Origin of the sequence: Pseudomonas sp. BSw22131 (assembly GCF_026810445.1) — a bacterium.
Classification (GTDB): Bacteria; Pseudomonadota; Gammaproteobacteria; order Pseudomonadales; family Pseudomonadaceae; genus Aquipseudomonas; species Aquipseudomonas huanghezhanensis.
Window position 1 is genome coordinate 657,402 of the sequence record NZ_CP113949.1, and the last position, 18,228, is coordinate 675,629.

The window sequence follows — 18,228 nt, forward strand, 5'->3', positions numbered from 1 at the left end:
CGATTGTCCGCATACGGTAGGAAATTCAGGACAACAGGCGGGCGAACCCGCCTGCGTGTCGGCTTACTTCGTCAGCTGGGCTTTGGCGGCCTCCAGGCCTGGTTTACCGTCCACGGTGGTCACGCCAGCCAGCCAGGTGTCGAGCACTTGCGGGTTGCTCTTGATCCAGGCTTTGGCGGCGGCGTCGGGCTTCATCTTGTCATCCAGCACGTTGCCCATCAGCGAGCTTTCCATTGGCAGGGTGAATGCCAGATTTTTCAGCAGTTGGCCGACGTTGCTGCACTCTTGGGTGTAGCCCTTGCGGGTGTTGGTGTAGATGGTGGCCTGACCGAAATTGGGGCCGAAATAGTCATCGCCGCCAGTCAGGTATTTGAGTTTGAAACGGGTGTTCATCGGGTGCGGTTCCCAGCCCAGGAACACCACATCGGTGTTGCGCCGTGCTGCGCGATCAACCTGCGAGAGCATGCCGGCTTCGCTTGATTCGACAACCTTGAAGCCTGCGTCTTTCAAGCCAAAGGCGTTCTTGTCGATCATGCTTTGAATCAGGCGGTTGCCGTCGTTGCCTGGCTCGATGCCGTAGATTTTGCCGTCGAGTTCTTTCTTGAATTTGACGATGTCGGCGAAGTCATGGAGGCCTTTGTCGTATAGCGCCTGAGGCACGGCCAGGGTGTACTTGGCGTTCTCAAGGTTGGCGCGAACGGTTTCGACAGTGCCAGCGTCACGGTAGGCCTTGATGTCGTTTTCCATGGTCGGCATCCAGTTGCCGAGGAAGACGTCCATGTTCTTGCCGTCGGCCAGCGACTTGTAGGTCACGGGCACGGAGATCATGGTGGTTTTGGTTTTGTAGCCCAGGGACTGAAGGACTGCGCTGGTGACGGCGGTGGTGACTGTGATGTCGGTCCAGCCTACATCGGAAAAATTAACCGTCGCGCATTGGGCGGGTTCTGCCGCTTGAGCCAGCAACGGCAAACTCATCACAACGCCCAGCAACAACTTTTGTGAACCTTTCATGGTTGGACTCCTTAGGTGTTTTTTTGGGTATCCGCTGCTCATTGTCAGCCAGGCAGATGCCTTTTTTGGTGTTGGCGAGTCAAGTTGCGCAACGCTCTATCACTGCGTGTGGCGATCGAGTCGGGACTGATCATGTAACAGGGGAAAACAAACGCCTACAGGGCGCGTCGTAACCAGTACATAGAGGGTCGCATCCAGTATCAGTGACGTCGTTTACAGATTTTTCAGCGCCTTCTGAAGCTATTTTCAGGCGCTGACGAAGCGAAAAGCGCCGCAAACCTTCATAAAGCCGCAAGCTGAGTGGATTGCGCAGGCTCGCTCGCCTAAGCGACGTTCGTGGGCATGGGTACGTCGGTGTGAGACGCCGTCCCCCGAGGTAAAAGACTGATGATGCCGCTGTCTCGACGGCTAGCAGCTTGAGCGTAGCAGCTCCGTCACCGGCCGTTTTGCGCGCCGGAAGTCCTGCCTTCGGAGGTTTGCGGTTCATGGCTATCAGTGTGTTCGACCTGTTCAAAGTCGGTATCGGACCTTCCAGTTCACACACCGTCGGCCCCATGCGCGCCGCCGCGTTATTCGTCCAGTGTTTGAACGAACGCGAGCACTTGGAGCAGGTAACACGCCTGGAAGTTCGTTTGTACGGCTCACTCTCGGCCACCGGGATCGGTCACGGCAGCGATAACGCCGTGATTATGGGGCTGATGGGCGAATGGCCGGATGCAATTGATCCATCTGTGATCGGCCTGCGTATCGCTGAGCTGAAAGAAACCGACCTGTTGAAACTGAACGGTGAGCGTTCGATCCCGTTTGTGTGGCAGCGGGACATGCAGTTGATCGACGAGAACCTGCCGTTTCACCCCAATGCCATGACGCTGATTGCTCACCATGCAGGCGGCGAATTCCACCGCGACACTTATTACTCGGTCGGCGGCGGTTTCGTCGTTGATCAGGCTCAAGCCGCCAGCGGTATGCGGGACATGGACAGCACCGTTTTGCCATACGATTTTTCCAGCGCCGACGAGTTGTTAATGCTGTGTAAAAAGAATGGCCTGCGGGTTTCCGAATTGATGATGGCCAACGAGAAGGTCTGGCGCAGCGAAGAGGAAATCCGTGCAAGCCTGATGACGTTGTGGCGTGCGATGCAGGACTGCGTTGAGCAGGGCCTGAAGCATGAGGGGATCTTGCCGGGCGGCTTGAATGTCCGTCGTCGGGCGGCACGTTTGCATCGCAGTTTGCAGGAGTTGGGCAAGCCCAATGTGATTGGCTCCACCTTGAGCGCCATGGAGTGGGTCAACCTGTTTGCCTTGGCGGTCAACGAAGAAAACGCAGCAGGCGGACGCATGGTGACCGCACCCACCAATGGCGCTGCCGGGATCATTCCCGCGGTGCTGCACTACTTCGTGAAATTCAGCGATGAGGTGAGCGAGGCCAACGTCGTGGATTACTTGCTGGCAGCGGCTGCCATCGGCATTTTATGCAAGAAAAACGCATCGATTTCAGGCGCTGAAGTGGGCTGCCAGGGTGAGGTGGGCTCGGCGTGTGCCATGGCGGCGGCAGGGCTGGCGGACATTCTGGGTGCCACGCCCGAACAGCTATGCAATGCCGCGGAAATAGGGCTTGAACATAACCTTGGCCTGACCTGCGATCCGGTGGGCGGGCTGGTCCAGGTGCCTTGCATTGAGCGCAACGCCATCGCCGCCGTGAAAGCGATCAACGCTGCGCAGATGGCGCTGCGTGGCGACGGCAAACACTTTATCTCCCTGGACCGGGTCATCCGTACCATGCGCGACACCGGCGCCGACATGCACGACAAGTACAAAGAGACTTCGCGGGGTGGGTTGGCGGTCAGCGCGGTTGAGTGCTGAAGACGGCTCACCTGCTTCTGCCGAAGGCGGTTGATGCGGTGTCAATGTTTCTGCCGAAGGCGTAGGAGGCTGGCTTGCCAACGATCTGGCACGTAGTGGCAGTAAAACCTGTGCTCACGATCCACCTGATATCCCTCACCGCCTGATTTCAGGACTGCTGCGCAGCCTATCGTCGGCAAGCCAGGCTCCTACGGCCACCGGCCAGAATCAAAGGCTATGCCTTGCCTGCTCGCTTTTCGAACACGTTATCTATTTGCCGCAACTTTTTAGCGCGCGACATCCCGAAATATGGCGCAACGCCATATAAATCGGGCCTCACACCGCCCACCGCTGGTCTCCCTGTGCGTGGGGTGACACGCTGTTTCTGCGCCACATTCCTGCCTATACAAAGTGCTACCGAATTGCTCATCCCTCCCGCCAGTCGCGGTGCGTGGCGCACATAAAGTCGCTAATCGAATGGTCGTGTCGCGACCGCCTAGACGCATCGCGACGTCGCAATCAGGGTTTATTGAATGCTCATTCAACTTTAGGCATGGCATTTGCGTTGCAATGACAAAGCTCTCCACTCGAATGAGAGCAAACAACAAGAGCCTCGTGTGGGGCCATCAACCGCTTTTCGAGAGGAGATACCGTGATGACTTCGTTCAACTCCGGGGCTCAACCCCAGAACCGTACGCCGCAATCCATCGGCTTTTTGCTGTTGGATAATTTCACGCTGATATCCCTCGCGTCGGCGGTTGAGCCACTGCGCATGGCTAACCAGCTGTCGGGCCGTGAGCTGTACCGCTGGACCACACTGAGTGTCGATGGCGGGCAGGTCTGGGCCAGCGACGGTCTGCAAATCACGCCTGATGCTGCCATGCACAAGGCTCCGGTGCTGGACACCGTTATCGTCTGTGGCGGTGTCGGCATTCAACGCACCGTTACCCGCGAACACGTCAGCTGGCTGCAAAGCCAAGCGCGTCAGTCGCGTCGCTTGGGCGCGGTGTGTACTGGCAGTTGGGCGCTGGCCTGCGCCGGTTTGCTCGATGGTTTCGATTGCAGCGTGCATTGGGAGTGTCTGGCCGCGATGCAGGAAGCATTCCCCCGCGTAGCCATGAGCACGCGCCTCTTCACCCTCGACCGTAACCGTTTCACCAGCTCCGGCGGCACGGCGCCTCTGGACATGATGTTGCACCTGATCAGCCGCGATCACGGACGCGAACTGTCTGCTGCCATCTCGGAAATGTTCGTCTACGAGCGTATCCGCAATGAGCAGGATCACCAGCGTGTGCCGCTCAAACACATGCTCGGCACCAACCAGCCCAAGCTTCAGGAAATCGTGGCGCTGATGGAGGCCAACCTCGAAGAGCCGATTGATCTGGATGAGCTGGCCGTCTACGTCGCGGTCTCCCGGCGTCAGCTGGAGCGGCTGTTTCAGAAATACCTGCACTGCTCGCCGTCGCGCTACTACCTCAAGCTGCGTCTTATTCGCGCGCGTCAGTTGCTCAAGCAGACGCCGATGTCGATTATCGAAGTCGCTTCGGTTTGCGGCTTTGTTTCCACCCCGCACTTCTCCAAGTGCTATCGGGAATATTTCGGCATTCCGCCACGCGATGAGCGCGTCGGGTCCAACACGGCGCAACAAGTGGCGATGATGCCGATTCCACAGGCGTTGGTCTTGGCGCCGTTGTCTGGGCCGCTGTCCGCGCTCAGCCAAGCTCGTAATGAATCGACGTTTGCGAGTGTGCGGTTGTAGATCGTTATTTGTAGGCGCGCGCTTGCCCGCGATAGGAGTCTGTCAGCGACAAAGCTGTTTGCTGACACACCGCAATCGCGTACAAGCGCGCTCCTACAGGCCGCACAATGGGTTACGCACTACGGCTCTGTTTGTAAGCTGCCAGAGCCGGCAACAACTGCTGGTCAATCGCCTGGCGCACGGCGGGTAGGATTGTCGCGCTGCCCATCAGCATCTTCTCGACCAACTGTCGTAGCGCCCGGGCGCGGTCGTCGTTCAGGCCGCAGACCGCATGTGCGCAGGCTTGTTCGGCGGTGGCGCCGGCTGGCATTTCAAAACCCAGTGATCTGAGTTGGCCGAGCAGGTCTTCCTGGTCAATCAGGTCCGCATGCATCATGACGCTCGCTCCTTTACTGGCTGTGCGCAAGGGAACTGCGCAAGGGACTGATTTATTTACGACGCCTCACCGTAAATCAATCTGTCCCCGTTTCCAGTTCCGTTTCTACTGTTGATTCGATTCTCGTATCGCCCGTCGACCTCGGCAAGCGCTCTTGTCGCCAATGGCTGGCATGCCTATGAGCAGGTCGTTTTCGGTTAAGTAAGCACTGCCTTGCGCTCGCCTATCAAGCGGTCTGCCAAAGGCTGTCTGTTTTGCTAAACTCGGCAGCCTTCCAGGAGCTGCCATGAATTACCGTCACGCCTTCCACGCCGGCAACCACGCCGACGTCTTCAAACATATCGTCCTGACTCGCATCCTCGCCCTGATGTCGCGCAAAGAGCAGCCGTTCGCCTACCTCGATACGCATGCGGGCATTGGTCTGTACGACCTGCAGGGCGATCAGGCCACGCGCACCGGGGAATGGATCGAAGGGGTCGGCCGTTTGTGGGACGCAACCGATGTGCCCGAGCTGGCGTCAGACTACATGGACGTCCTCAAGCATATGAACCGCAAGACCGGCGAGCTGCGTTATTACCCAGGCTCCCCGGAGTTGGCCCGCCGCTCCACCTGCGAGCGAGACCGGGTACTGCTTAACGAGAAGCACCCGGAAGACGGCGCGCTGCTCAAAGACAACATGAAATTTGACCGTCGGGTCGCTGTACATCTGGGCGAAGGCTGGCACGTTCCCCGGGCGCTGCTGCCGGTGCATGAAAAGCGCGCCGTCATGTTGATTGACCCGCCTTTCGAACAGCTTGACGAAATGAAGCGCTGTTCGATTGCGCTCAAAGAAGCCATCAGCCGCATGCGCCAGACCGTTGCGGCTATCTGGTACCCGATCAAGGATCAACGTTTGCTCAAGCGTTTCTATCAGGATCTGGCCGAAACCGGCGCGCCTAAACTGCTTCGCGTTGAGTTGCTGGTGCACCCGTTGGACACGCCGAACAGCCTCAACGGCTCAGGCTTGGCCATCGCCAACCCGCCGTGGGGCCTGGAAGAAGAGCTGCGCGAGTTGATGCCATGGCTGGCCAAGACGCTGGGCCAGACCCAGGGTGACTGGAAGATGGATTGGTTGATTGCCGAGTCCTGATAGGCCCTGACGGGGCGCGATTGCGTTGGCGGCGTGTCAGGAAGGCCGCTTCGAAGCCTTTGGCGCCTCGTCAGTTCCTACAGGTTTTGCGAAAACACCGATGATCCTGTAGGCGCTGACGAGCAGCGCGAGGCTGCGAAGCGATCCTGCTGGCACCGCTCCAGCGCGGGCAAGCGCGCTCCTACAAATGCGTCATCAGCCTGCCAGGCTCGCCGGCATACAAACCCCAGTCCCGCCGATCCCGCAATAACCTTCAGGGTTTTTGGCCAGGTACTGCTGGTGATAGGCCTCGGCGAAATACACCGTTGGCGCTTCGTCGATTTCTGTAGTGATTTCACCCATCCCCGCTTTGGTCAGCTCCGACTGGTAAACCGCTGCGCTCGCTTTGGCCGCGGCGAGTTGTTCGGGGTTGGTGGCGTAAATCACCGAACGATACTGAGTGCCGAGGTCGCCGCCCTGACGCATGCCTTGCGTCGGGTTGTGCAGCTCCCAGAACATCGACAGCAATTGGTTGTAACTCACCTTCTCGGGTTCATAGACGACCAGCACCACTTCGCTGTGGCCGGTCAGGCCCGAACACACCTCTTCGTAAGTCGGGTTAGGCGTGAAGCCGCCTGCGTAACCCACAACAGTGCTGACCACACCTTCCTTTTGCCAGAAACGCCGCTCGGCACCCCAGAAGCAACCGAGGCCGAAGATCGCAAAATCTACGTTAGTGACGAACGGGCCCAGCAGCGGACTGCCGTTGACGAAGTGCTGCTCCGGCAGTTGCATCGGCGTTTCGCGACCGGGCAGTGCTTGCTGGGCAGTAGGAAGAACGTTTTTGTGCACAAGAATTTCCGAGCGCAAAACCATGGGGCAAATCCTCCAGAGGGCAGGACAACCGACAGGTGTTGTCAGTAAGAGTCTGTATATGGGGTCAGAAAAATCAGCCGCAAGGGCGGAGAACGCGAAGATAACTTACGCGAGGGTGCCGCGGGGGTAACGACGCAGTTTGTCGATCAGCTCTTCGCCGGGAATGGGCTTGTCGAACAGATAGCCTTGGCCAACATCGCATCGGTGACGTCGCAGGAATGCCAGTTGCGCAGCAGTCTCGATGCCTTCGGCCACTACAGTGAGCTTGAGGTTGTGAGCCATTGCGATCACGGCCGAAGTGATCTCCATGTCGTCCTGATCATCCGGAATGTCACGGATGAAACTGCGGTCGATCTTGATCACATCGATGGGGAATTTTTTCAGGTAACTGAATGACGAATACCCCGTGCCGAAGTCGTCCATCGCCAGTGTCAGACCCAGCATTTTCAGCGAGTCCAGTTGCTGGCGAGTGTCTTCGGTGGCTTCCAGCAACAAGCCTTCGGTCAGCTCAAGCTCCAGTAGCGATGCGTCAAGATTCTCCTCCTTCAGGATGGTCGCGATGGAGCCGACCAGTTCCGGGTCCGAGAACTGCTTGGGAGAAACGTTTATCGCCACGTGCAGCTTGCCGTAACCGGCGGCCGTCAGTTGTTTGCTCATCCGGCATGACTGTCGCGCTACCCACTTACCGATCGGAATGATCAGGCCGGTTTCTTCCGCCACGCTGATGAATTGATCCGGGCGAATCATGCCTTTTTCCGGATGGTTCCAGCGCAGTAAGGCCTCCATGCCTATCAGCCGGCCCGTGCGCAGGCACAGCTTGGGCTGATAGAAGACTTCAAGTTCGTTTTGAGTCAGCGCGCGGCGCAGGTTGTTTTCGACGAACAGCTTGTAGCTGGCTTCGGCGTTCAGTGCTTCGGTAAACACTTGCACCTGATGTTTGCCGTTGGCCTTGGCCTTGTGCAGCGCCAGGCCTGCGTTTTTCATCAGGGTTTGCGGATCGCGGCCGTGCAGCGGGGCGCAGGCCAGGCCCACGGAACCCGTCACGCTGATCAGCTGGTTGTCGACGAACATCGGCTTGTCGAGGGTCGTCAGCACTTGGGTGGCGATCCGGTGGCCTTCCTCGGGATTGGTATCGTCGAGCAGCACCGCAAATTCATTACTGGCAAAGCGCGCCAGAATCCCGGTCGGGCTCAGGCTGTTGCGCAAACGACGTGCGAGGCTGATCAGCAACTTGTCGCCCGTCTGATGGCCGAGGCTGTCGTTGATGCGCTTGAAATTGTCGATGTCCACCAACAGTAGACTGATCGGCGTTTCGACGTCTCTGGCGAAATGCTCGTCAAGGGTGCGAATGAACGCTGGTCGGTTGCCCAGATTGGTCAGGTTGTCGGTGTAAGCCAGGCGCTCGATGCGCTGTTGCGACATCTTGGCCTGAGTGATGTCTTCGTAAATGCCGATGTAATGTGTCAGTTCGCGGTCGTCGCTGTAGACCTTGGAAATGGACAGCTGGCCCCAGTATGGTTCCAGGTTCTTGCGACGACTCTTGAATTCGCCCTGCCAGCTGTTGCCGCTGACCAGGCTGGAATTGGCATCGAGCAGCAGCGCATTGAGATTCTCCAGCGCTGGCAGTTCGGACAGCTTGCGGCCATGAACTTCTTCAGCGCAATACTGGGTGATCTCGGTGAAGCTAGGGTTGACGTACTCGACCACACCATCACAGTTGACCAGCAGGAATGCGTTAGCGCTCTGCTCGACGGCCCGCTGGAACAGATGCAGCGCGTTTGTGGCGGTACGGCGGTTGTGGTTGTTGATCGCTTGCGCAAACTGGTCCGCAAGCTCGCCGGCAAAAGCGATTTCATCGGACTGCCACTCACGCGGCGTGCCTGATTGTTCAAGGCACAGCACACCCACGACCTGCCCGTCGATACGCACACTGGCGTCGAGAATGGCGTTGACGTTCCGAGCGCGCAGGCTTTCTGCCAGCTCTCGGGTGCGTGGGTCGCGGGCCACGTCGCTGGCATCAATGGCCCTGCTTGTGTGCAGCGCTTCGAGGTAGCTGGGGAAACAGCTGATGTCGATAGGCCCGCGTTTTTGATACACGTCGGTGCAACGGCGATACTCGGCAATCGGCTCGAGCGTTTTGTTGTTGAGGTTACAGATGCTTGCGCAAGAGATGTCATAGATCTCGCAGGCACTCTGGGTGATCAGTTCGGCCGCTTCCTGCAGTGAATTGCTTGAGCTGTAGCGATGACGCGCCAATCGCAGAATCAGGCTTTGCTGTGCCCGGACACGCTCAAGATGTCGCAACTGTTCGGACTGAGCGCGTTGATTCAACTCAAGCGCGATCTGCAACCGGCTGTTCTGGGTTTCCAGATCAGGGGTCAGGCCGATGTCGGTCTCTTGGAGAGCGTCGTCGACAATCATCAAGTAACCACGCAGCAGGTGGCGATTATGCTGTTTGTAACCTTCGCCCACCTCCACTAACCCCATTGGGCCGCGAGCGGTATGAAGGGTGTAGCGGATCAGGTAATGCGGGCTGCCGATCAGTTGCGCCTGCACAGCATCGTGCAACTGATAGCGCGCCTCTGGTTCCATCAGGCTGGCATACGGCGAGCCCACCAGAGCGCAAAGCTCGACGGCGGCCATGCCAAATTGCTTCTCGCAATTGGGGTCCAGGTACAGAAGCGCCCAATTGGGTTCGTTAAGCCGCTCGAAACGCAGCATGCCGAGCCGCGACGGCACCGGCAATTGCGTGACTACCTCGGCCGCCGGTCTACCGGCAGCATCAGGCTGGCTTTTCATGAAGGACCTACTTCCAGAGTACTGATTGCGCATGGGCAAAAAGCCCATCGTTAAATCGCGTGTCGCAAGGTTGCATCATGCAGCGCGCACTGACAAGTGAACGCGATGGCTTAGTGCTACAAATCTGTCGGCAAAAGAGGCACTAACTGAAGGTGGCTGGTCGATTTTATCGACAATCACTGCTAAGTGGTTGTAATTGGCCGTTTTGCGGACGAGTTGGATCCAATTCGACGAAGTTTCAAGCCCTCGAAGTTGCATGAATGGCAGGCAAAAAAAGCCCCGCCAGAGGGCGGGGTTGAGGTACGAGCGTGGCAGCTCGAGAAACAGGTCACTCGTGAAGCGTCGCTGGGGGAGCTTGAAAGGGGACAGATTCATTTACGGTGAAACGCTGTAAATAAGATCAGCCCCCTTTTTGCCTCACAGCAGGATGGTACGGATGTCCGCCAACAAGTCGCTCAGGCGCTTGGTGAAGCGAGCAGCGGCAGCGCCGTTGATCACGCGGTGATCGTAGGAAAGAGACAATGGCAGCATCAGTTTCGGCTGGAACGCTTTGCCATCCCAAACCGGTTGCATGGTCGCCTTGGACACGCCAAGGATGGCCACTTCCGGCGCGTTGACGATGGGCGTAAAGCCGGTGCCGCCAATGTGGCCAAGGCTTGAAATCGTGAAGCAAGCGCCCTGCATTTCATTGGCCGATAGCTTCTTGGTGCGCGCTTTCTCGGCCAGTACAGCGGCTTCGGCGGCGAGTTGCAGCAAGCTTTTCTTGTCGACGTCCTTGATCACAGGGACCAGCAGACCGTCCGGAGTGTCCACGGCAAAGCCGATGTTCACGTACTTCTTGCGGATGATCGCTTTGCCACTTGGCGCCAGCGATGCGTTGAAGTCCGGCAGTTCCTTGAGCAGGAAGGCGCAAGATTTCAGCAGCAGCGGCAAGATGGTCAGCTTGACGCCAGCCTTCTCGGCCACCGCTTTCTGTGCGACGCGGAAAGCCTCCAGGTCGGTGATGTCGGCCTGGTCGAATTGCGTGACGTGCGGAATATTCAGCCAGCTGCGATGCAGACCGGTGGCGCCCAATTGCATGAGGCGGGTCATCGGTACTTCTTCGATTTCGCCGAAACGGCTGAAATCGACTTCCGGGATCGGCTGGATGCCCATGCCGCCAGAAGCGCCGCCTGATGCTGGCGCTTCCTTGGCCTTGTTCATCATGGCTTTGACGTAAACCTGGACGTCTTCTTTTAGCACGCGACCATGTGGGCCGGTGGCCGAAACAGCGCTCAGCTCGACGCCGAACTCGCGGGCCAGTTGACGCACGGCCGGGCCTGCGTGGACTTTGGCGCCGTCTTTGACAGGCGCTGGTTCAGCGGCAGCAGGCGCCGGTGCAGCTTCCGCTTTCGGAGCGGGGGCTGCGGCGGGGGCAGCAGCGGCAGGCGCATCAGCCTTGGCCGGCGCGGCAGCTTGAGCCGGGGCAGCAGCAGGCGCAGCGCCTGCTATTTTCAGCTTCAGAATCAGATCGCCCGTGCCCACTTCGTCGTCCAGCTTGACGCTGATGCTTTCGACGACGCCTGCTGCAGGAGACGGGATTTCCATACTGGCTTTGTCGGATTCGAGGGTGATCAAAGATTGATCAGCTTCGATGCTGTCGCCAACCTTGACCATCAGCTCGATGATCTTGGCTTTGCCCGAAGAGCCGATGTCAGGGACATGAATATCCTGGACAGTCTCAGCAGTGGCGGCAGGTGCAGCCGCTGGAGCAGGAGCTGCCTCGGCGGCCGGCTTCTCGGCCGCAGGCTTTTCAGCAGCAGCGGCGGCAGGTGCGGCGGCGGCAGGCGCAGCTTCAGCAGCCGGCGCATCGCCTTCGATTTCCAGCTCGAACAGTTCGTCGCCTTCTTTCAGGCGGTCGCCCAGCTTCACTTTCATGGTTTTGATAACGCCGGCCTTTGGCGCAGGTATTTCCATGCTCGCCTTGTCGGATTCCAGCGTCAGGATGCTCTGGTCGGCTTCGATACGATCGCCTTCCTTGACCATCAACTCAATGACTTCACCTTCACCGCTGCCGATGTCGGGTACACGAATTAGCTCACTCACAATGTCTCTCCTTCGGAGAACCTGTTCTTTCTCGATTGCGCTGCCTTCGCTGCCACGAAAACAACGTCGGATGCTCATTTACAGACGTAAATTCCGCATCCTCGGTTGTTTCGCGCAGTCGGTCAGCGCTCTATGCGATCTCGACGCAGACTCTTAACAGTCCAGTGGGTTGCGTTTTTCAGGGTCGATGCCGAACTTGACGATGGCTTCCGCCACGACTTTTGGTTCGATATCGCCGCGATCGGCCAAGGCTTCCAGCGCTGCCAGCACGACGAAGTGACGATCCACCTCGAAGAAGTGACGCAGCTTCTTGCGGCTGTCACTGCGGCCGAAGCCATCAGTGCCCAGTACTTTGTATTCCTTGGTCGGAACCCACTGACGAATCTGGTCAGCGAACAGTTTCATGTAGTCGGTCGAAGCGATGACCGGACCTTTGCGACCGCTCAGGCACTCTTCAACGTAGCTCAGTTGTGGCTTCTGGCCCGGCTTCATGCGGTTGCTACGCTCGACGGCCAGGCCATCGCGACGCAGTTCGTTGAAGCTGGTGACGCTCCAGACGTCAGCACCGATGTTGAACTCATCGCGCAGGATCTTCGCCGCTTCACGTACTTCACGCAGGATGGTTCCCGAACCCAGGAGCTGCACGTGATGCGCCGCTTCCTTGGTGTCTTCTTCCAGCAGGTACATGCCCTTGATGATGCCTTCCTCGGCACCGGCCGGCATGGCTGGCTGCACGTAGGATTCGTTCATCACGGTCAGGTAGTAGAAAACGTCCTGCTGTTCTTCAAACATGCGGCGCATGCCGTCCTGAATGATCACAGCCAGCTCGTACCCGTAAGTCGGGTCGAAGGTGCGGCAGTTAGGGATGGTCGAGGCCAGGATATGGCTGTGACCGTCTTCGTGCTGCAGGCCTTCGCCGTTCAGCGTGGTCCGACCGGCGGTGCCGCCGATCAGGAAGCCACGGGTGCGACTGTCGCCTGCGGCCCATGCCAGGTCGCCGATGCGTTGGAAGCCGAACATCGAGTAGAAGATGTAGAACGGAATCATCGGCTGGTTATGGCTGCTGTACGACGTACCGGCCGCGATGAAGGAGGACATGGCGCCTGCTTCGTTGATGCCTTCCTCGAGGATCTGACCTTTCTTGTCCTCGCGGTAGAACATCACTTGTTCTTTATCGACTGGCTCGTAAAGCTGGCCGACAGAAGAGTAAATGCCCAACTGACGGAACATGCCTTCCATACCGAAGGTACGGGCTTCGTCCGGGATGATCGGCACGATGCGCTGACCGACTTCCTTGTCCTTGACCAACTGCGCCAGGATGCGCACGAAAGCCATGGTGGTGGAAATTTCGCGATCACCGGAACCGTCGAGAATGGCCTTGAGGGTTTCCAGTGGCGGGGTCGGCAGGCTGAAGCTTTGGGCGCGACGCTGAGGCACGAAACCACCCAGTGCGGCACGGCGCTCTGCCAGGTAGCGTGCTTCGGCGCTGCCTTCTTCGGGTTTGAAGAACGGCAGATTTTCGAGCTGGTCGTCTTTGACCGGAATGTCAAAGCGGTCACGGAAGTGACGCAGGCTGTCCACGTCGACTTTCTTGGTGTTGTGGGCTGTGTTCTTCGCTTCACCGGCGCCGGTGCCATAACCCTTGATGGTCTTGGCAAGTACCACAGTCGGTTGACCTTTGTGGTTAACCGCGTGGTGGTAGGCCGCGTACATTTTGTACGGGTCGTGGCCACCACGGTTGAGCTTCCAGATCTCGTCGTCGGACAGATCAGCAACCATCGCCTTGAGTTCTGGCGAGTTGAAGAAGTGTTCACGCACGAACGCGCCGTCTTTGGCTTTGTAGTTCTGGTACTCGCCGTCGATGACTTCGTCCATGCGGCGTTGCAGTATGCCGTCGACGTCCTTGGCCAGCAGTGGGTCCCAGAAACGGCCCCAGATGACTTTGGTCACATTCCATTGAGCACCGCGGAACACGCCTTCGAGTTCCTGGATGATCTTGGCGTTGCCGCGAACAGGACCGTCGAGACGTTGCAGGTTGCAGTTGACCACGAAGATCAGGTTGTCCAGCTTCTCGCGACCGGCCAGGGCGATTGCGCCCAGGGATTCTGGCTCGTCGGTCTCGCCGTCGCCCAGGAAGCACCAGACCTTCTGCTTGCCTTCCGGGATGTAGCCGCGATGTTCCAGGTACTTCATGAAACGCGCCTGGTAGATCGCCTGGATTGGACCCAGACCCATCGAAACGGTCGGGAACTGCCAGAAGTCTTTCATCAGCCACGGGTGTGGATAAGAAGACAGGCCTTTGCCGTCTACTTCCTGACGGAAGTTGTTCATTTGCTCTTCGGTGATGCGGCCTTCCATGAATGCACGGGCGTAAACGCCCGGCGATGCATGACCCTGGAAGTAGATCAGGTCGCCGCCGTGCTCGTCGGTTGGGGCCTGGAAGAAGTAGTTGAAGCCTATGTCATACAGGGTCGCACTGGAGGCGAAGCTGGAGATGTGACCGCCCAGATCCGGGTCGCCGATGTTGGTTTTGACAACCATGGCCAACGCGTTCCAACGCACCAACGAGCGAATGCGGCGTTCCATGAACAGGTCGCCAGGCATGCGTGCTTCGTGGGTAACGGGGATGGTGTTGCGGTAAGGCGTGGTGATGGCGTAAGGCAGCTGCGAACCACTTCGTGTGGCCAGCTCACCCATACGGGTCATCAGGTAGTGAGCACGGTCTTCGCCTTCTTTGTCGAGAACCGATTCCAGGGCGTCCAGCCATTCCTGGGTTTCGACGGGATCGAGGTCTTGCATGGCTTGCTCCAGGGCGGAAAGGCTTCCAGAATCGGTTGCCTGAGTTTGTTGCGACTGGCCTTGTGGGCAGACGACGTAAAATTCTTGGATGACCGGTGATGTACCCGGTCGTGTAGTTTTACTACAAATCGTGAGCCATTTCAGCTTTTCAACTTGTATATACAGTAGTAAAACTACAGTTTTGCGAGCTTTTCTCTGATGTTGCGTCGTGAGGTAAATCGTTAATTTTGGTTAGGAATTATACGGATTGCCGTAAACGCCAAGCTGGCTGCCAACAATCAAAGATCGCCAGCAATTTTTTACCTTTGTTCGACAGTCTGTCCGGTCGCGTGCTTCCAATGCGTGGGCAGGTAGTCTTTTGAACGCCGATCAGGATAGACCATGAGCCTACCTTTGCTGGCTGAACTGCCGGCCATCCTTCTGCCGTTGGTCAGTCGCGCGCAACAATCGTTTCGTGCATCCCTTGCTGCGCTGCCGGACGGTTCGTCCGCGGCGATGGACTCATGGCCTGCGTCGCGCCTCAGTGCCTTCGACCGGGTGTGCGCTGCCAGTGATTTTGTTGCCCAGCAAGTTTCCCGTGATCCCGAAATGCTGCTCCAACTGGCCGAAAGTGGCGAGCTGGAGCGTGGTTTTGCGGCCGGCGAGTTGCGTGAGCAGATGGCACTGGCGGTGTCCGGCGCAACCAGCGAAGAAGAACTGGGGCGTAATCTACGTCGCCAACGCACGCGCCAGCAAGTGCGAATTATCTGGCGCGACCTCACGCGCCAGGCAGATCTGGTTGAAACCTGTCGCGACCTTTCCGACATGGCCGATGGCAGTATCGACCTTGCCTATCAATGGTTGTACGAACGCCATTGCCAGCAGTTCGGCACGCCGACCGGGCGTCGCAGTGGCTTGCCGCAGCAGATGGTCATCCTCGGCATGGGCAAGCTGGGCGCCGTTGAGCTCAACCTCTCATCTGATATCGATCTGATTTTTGCCTACCCCGAAGGGGGTGAAACCCAAGGTGTCAAACGCCCGCTGGATAACCAGGAGTTTTTCATCCGGCTTGGTCAGCGTCTGATCAAGGCGCTGGACCCGGTGACCGTTGATGGTTTCGTGTTCCGCGTTGACATGCGCCTGCGGCCCTATGGCTCATCCGGCGCACTGGTCCTGAGCTTCAATGCGCTGGAGCAGTATTATCAGGACCAGGGTCGTGACTGGGAGCGCTACGCGATGATCAAGGCCCGGGTGGTGGGCGGTGATCAGCGTCAGGGCGAGGAATTGCTGGAAATGCTGCGGCCTTTTGTCTACCGCCGTTATCTGGATTTCTCGGCCATCGAAGCGCTGCGGACCATGAAACAGCTGATCCAGCAGGAAGTCCGGCGCAAGGGCATGGCCGAGAACATCAAGCTGGGCTCCGGCGGGATTCGTGAAGTGGAGTTCATTGCCCAGGCGTTTCAACTGATCCATGGCGGGCGCGACCTCAGCTTGCAACAGCGGCCATTGCTCAAGGTGCTGCGCACGCTGGAAGGGCAGGGTTACTTGCCAGCGGCAGTGACCGATGAACTGCGCGAGGGTTACGAGTTCTTGCGTTACACCGAGCATGCCATTCAGGCCATCGCAGACCGCCAGACCCAGATGCTGCCGGATGGCGATCAGGATCAGGCGCGCATTGCTTTCATGATGGGCTTTGCAGGCTGGGCGAGCTTCCACAGCAAACTGATGTACTGGCGCGGGCGAGTGGATTGGCACTTCCGTCAGGTCATTGCCGATCCGGATGAAGAGCTGGGCCAGGAAGAGACCGATTTACCTGTAGGCGGTGAATGGTTGCCGCTGTGGGAGGAATCGCAAAACGAAGAAAGCGCCTGCCGTCAGTTGATGGAAGGTGGCTTCGCGGATGCCAAGAAAGCGCTGAAGCATCTGGCGGATCTGCGTAACAGTTCCCAACTGCGCTCGATGCAGCGTCTGGGCCGTGAACGGCTTGATGCCTTCATCCCGCGTTTGCTGGCACAAGCGGTGGAGCATGAAAACCCCGATCTGGTGCTTGAGCGCGTGTTGCCGTTGGTTGAGGCGGTTGCGCGTCGCTCGGCGTATCTGGTGTTGCTCACGGAGAACCCGGATGCCTTGCGTCGCTTGCTCACCTTGTGCGCGGCAAGCCCCTGGATTGCGGAACAGATCGCCAAATTCCCGTTGTTGCTCGATGAGTTGCTTAACGAAGGCCGCCTGTTCAGCCCGCCTCAGGCACCGGAGCTGGCGGCTGAGCTGCGTGAGCGCCTGACGCGCATTCCCGAGGACGATCTCGAGCAGCAGATGGAAGCCTTGCGCCACTTCAAGCTGGCGCACCGGCTGCGTGTCGCTGCGTCAGAGATCACCGGCAGCCTGCCGCTGATGAAAGTCAGTGACTACCTGACCTGGCTGGCCGAGGCCATTCTGGAGCAAGTGCTGGCGCTGGCGTGGCGCCACACCGTTGCGCGTCACGGTGCGCCGAGACGTCCGGACGGCAGTTTGTGTGATCCGGGCTTTGTGATCGTCGGTTACGGAAAGGTCGGTGGCATCGAGCTGGGTCATGGATCGGACCTGGACCTGGTGTTCATCCACGACGGCGACCCGCAGGCGGAAACCGATGGCCCCAGACCCATCGATGGCGCGCAGTTTTTCACCCGGCTCGGGCAGCGCATCATTCATCTGCTGACCACGCAGACCAACTCGGGTCAGCTTTATGAAGTGGACATGCGCCTGAGGCCGTCGGGTGCGTCGGGGCTGTTGGTCAGTTCGCTGGGTGCGTTTTCGCGTTATCAGGAGAACGAGGCCTGGACCTGGGAGCATCAGGCCCTGGTGCGTGCGCGAGTGCTGGTGGGCAGTCGTGATGTGGGCGCGGGTTTTGCCGGCGTGCGCGCCTCGGTGTTGGCGCATGAGCGCGATTTGACGGTGTTGCGCCAAGAGGTGAGCGACATGCGCGCCAAGATGCGCGACAACCTCGGCAGCCGAATCACCAGTGCCGGGAAAGGCGCAAATGCCTTTGAAGTCTCATCGCCCTTTGACCTCAAGCAGGACGCCGGAGGTATCGTCGATATTGAATTTATGGTGCAATACGCGGCCTTGGCGTGGTCCAGGAAGCATTCTGAACTGCTGCGTTACACCGATAACATCCGGATTCTCGAAGGGTTGGAAGAGGTAGGCCTGATACCGGCTGCCGATGCCAGCCTGCTACGCGAAGTGTACAAAGCCTACCGCTCAGCCGCTCACCGACAGGCGTTGCAGAAAGACGCCGGCGTGGTGCGCGGCGACCAGTTTCAAGCGCAAAGGCGTGAAGTGATGCGGATCTGGGGTGAGTTGGGGTTGAGTTGATCTGACCGGTATTACCCGCTGCAGGAGCGAATTTATTCGCGAGCGATGGATTGCCCGCCGATGCTTCGTCGTCTGAAGCGGCCCTTCGCGAATAAATTCGCTCCTGCAGTGGTAATCATCCTCTGTAGGAGCGCGCTTGCCCGCGATGGCTTAGGGGATAACGCCGCAAAAGGCCCAGGGTTTTGTGGGCACTTATATAAAGCTATGACAGGGAGGCGTCAGGTTGTGTGCAAGCTTCACGCAG

General features: G+C 58.5%; 10 protein-coding genes. 4 read left to right on the top strand and 6 right to left on the bottom strand.

Going from position 1 to position 18,228, the window contains the following annotated elements:
- Positions 1-63: 63 nt before the first annotated feature.
- Complete coding sequence (locus tag OYW20_RS02935) at positions 64-1,011, bottom strand: choline ABC transporter substrate-binding protein (RefSeq protein WP_268799243.1); 948 nt, start codon at positions 1,009-1,011, stop codon at positions 64-66.
- Positions 1,012-1,496: 485 nt separating this feature from the next.
- Between OYW20_RS02935 and OYW20_RS02940 the strand changes: the two genes are divergently transcribed.
- On the top strand, positions 1,497-2,873 hold the full coding sequence (locus OYW20_RS02940; protein WP_268799244.1) for an L-serine ammonia-lyase: 1,377 nt from the start codon (positions 1,497-1,499) through the stop codon (positions 2,871-2,873).
- Between the two features lie 634 nt (positions 2,874-3,507).
- The gene (gbdR, locus tag OYW20_RS02945; RefSeq protein ID WP_268799245.1) at positions 3,508-4,611 is read left to right on the top strand and encodes a choline metabolism transcriptional regulator GbdR; all 1,104 of its coding nucleotides are present in this window, start codon (positions 3,508-3,510) and stop codon (positions 4,609-4,611) included.
- A 112-nt stretch (positions 4,612-4,723) separates the two neighbouring features.
- On the opposite strand, the gene OYW20_RS02950 is transcribed toward gbdR, so the two are convergent.
- Positions 4,724-4,987, bottom strand: a complete 264-nt coding sequence (locus OYW20_RS02950; RefSeq protein WP_268799246.1) for a hypothetical protein — start codon at positions 4,985-4,987, stop codon at positions 4,724-4,726.
- A 286-nt stretch (positions 4,988-5,273) separates the two neighbouring features.
- On the opposite strand from OYW20_RS02950, the gene OYW20_RS02955 reads away from it, so the two are divergent.
- Positions 5,274-6,116, top strand: a complete 843-nt coding sequence (locus tag OYW20_RS02955; protein WP_268799247.1) for a 23S rRNA (adenine(2030)-N(6))-methyltransferase RlmJ — start codon at positions 5,274-5,276, stop codon at positions 6,114-6,116.
- A gap of 195 nt (positions 6,117-6,311) precedes the next feature.
- Here OYW20_RS02955 and msrA read toward each other — a convergent pair whose 3' ends face one another.
- The 4 genes from msrA to aceE form a co-directional block, all read right to left on the bottom strand.
- Positions 6,312-6,971, bottom strand: a complete 660-nt coding sequence (gene msrA, locus OYW20_RS02960) for a peptide-methionine (S)-S-oxide reductase MsrA (RefSeq protein ID WP_268799248.1) — start codon at positions 6,969-6,971, stop codon at positions 6,312-6,314.
- A gap of 105 nt (positions 6,972-7,076) precedes the next feature.
- Positions 7,077-9,770 carry a sensor domain-containing phosphodiesterase gene (locus OYW20_RS02965; RefSeq protein WP_268799250.1) on the bottom strand — a complete coding sequence of 898 codons (2,694 nt, stop codon included), beginning with the start codon at positions 9,768-9,770 and terminating at the stop codon, positions 7,077-7,079.
- 417 nt (positions 9,771-10,187) lie between these two features.
- Complete coding sequence (aceF, locus tag OYW20_RS02970) at positions 10,188-11,855, bottom strand: dihydrolipoyllysine-residue acetyltransferase (RefSeq protein WP_268799251.1); 1,668 nt, start codon at positions 11,853-11,855, stop codon at positions 10,188-10,190.
- 153 nt (positions 11,856-12,008) lie between these two features.
- Positions 12,009-14,654 carry a pyruvate dehydrogenase (acetyl-transferring), homodimeric type gene (gene aceE / locus OYW20_RS02975; protein ID WP_268799252.1) on the bottom strand — a complete coding sequence of 882 codons (2,646 nt, stop codon included), beginning with the start codon at positions 14,652-14,654 and terminating at the stop codon, positions 12,009-12,011.
- A 381-nt stretch (positions 14,655-15,035) separates the two neighbouring features.
- Here aceE and glnE point away from each other — a divergent pair, with 381 nt between their 5' ends.
- Positions 15,036-17,984: a bifunctional [glutamate--ammonia ligase]-adenylyl-L-tyrosine phosphorylase/[glutamate--ammonia-ligase] adenylyltransferase gene (gene glnE, locus OYW20_RS02980; protein WP_268799253.1), complete on the top strand. Its 2,949-nt coding sequence runs from the start codon at positions 15,036-15,038 to the stop codon at positions 17,982-17,984.
- The last annotated feature ends 244 nt before the right edge of the window (positions 17,985-18,228 follow it).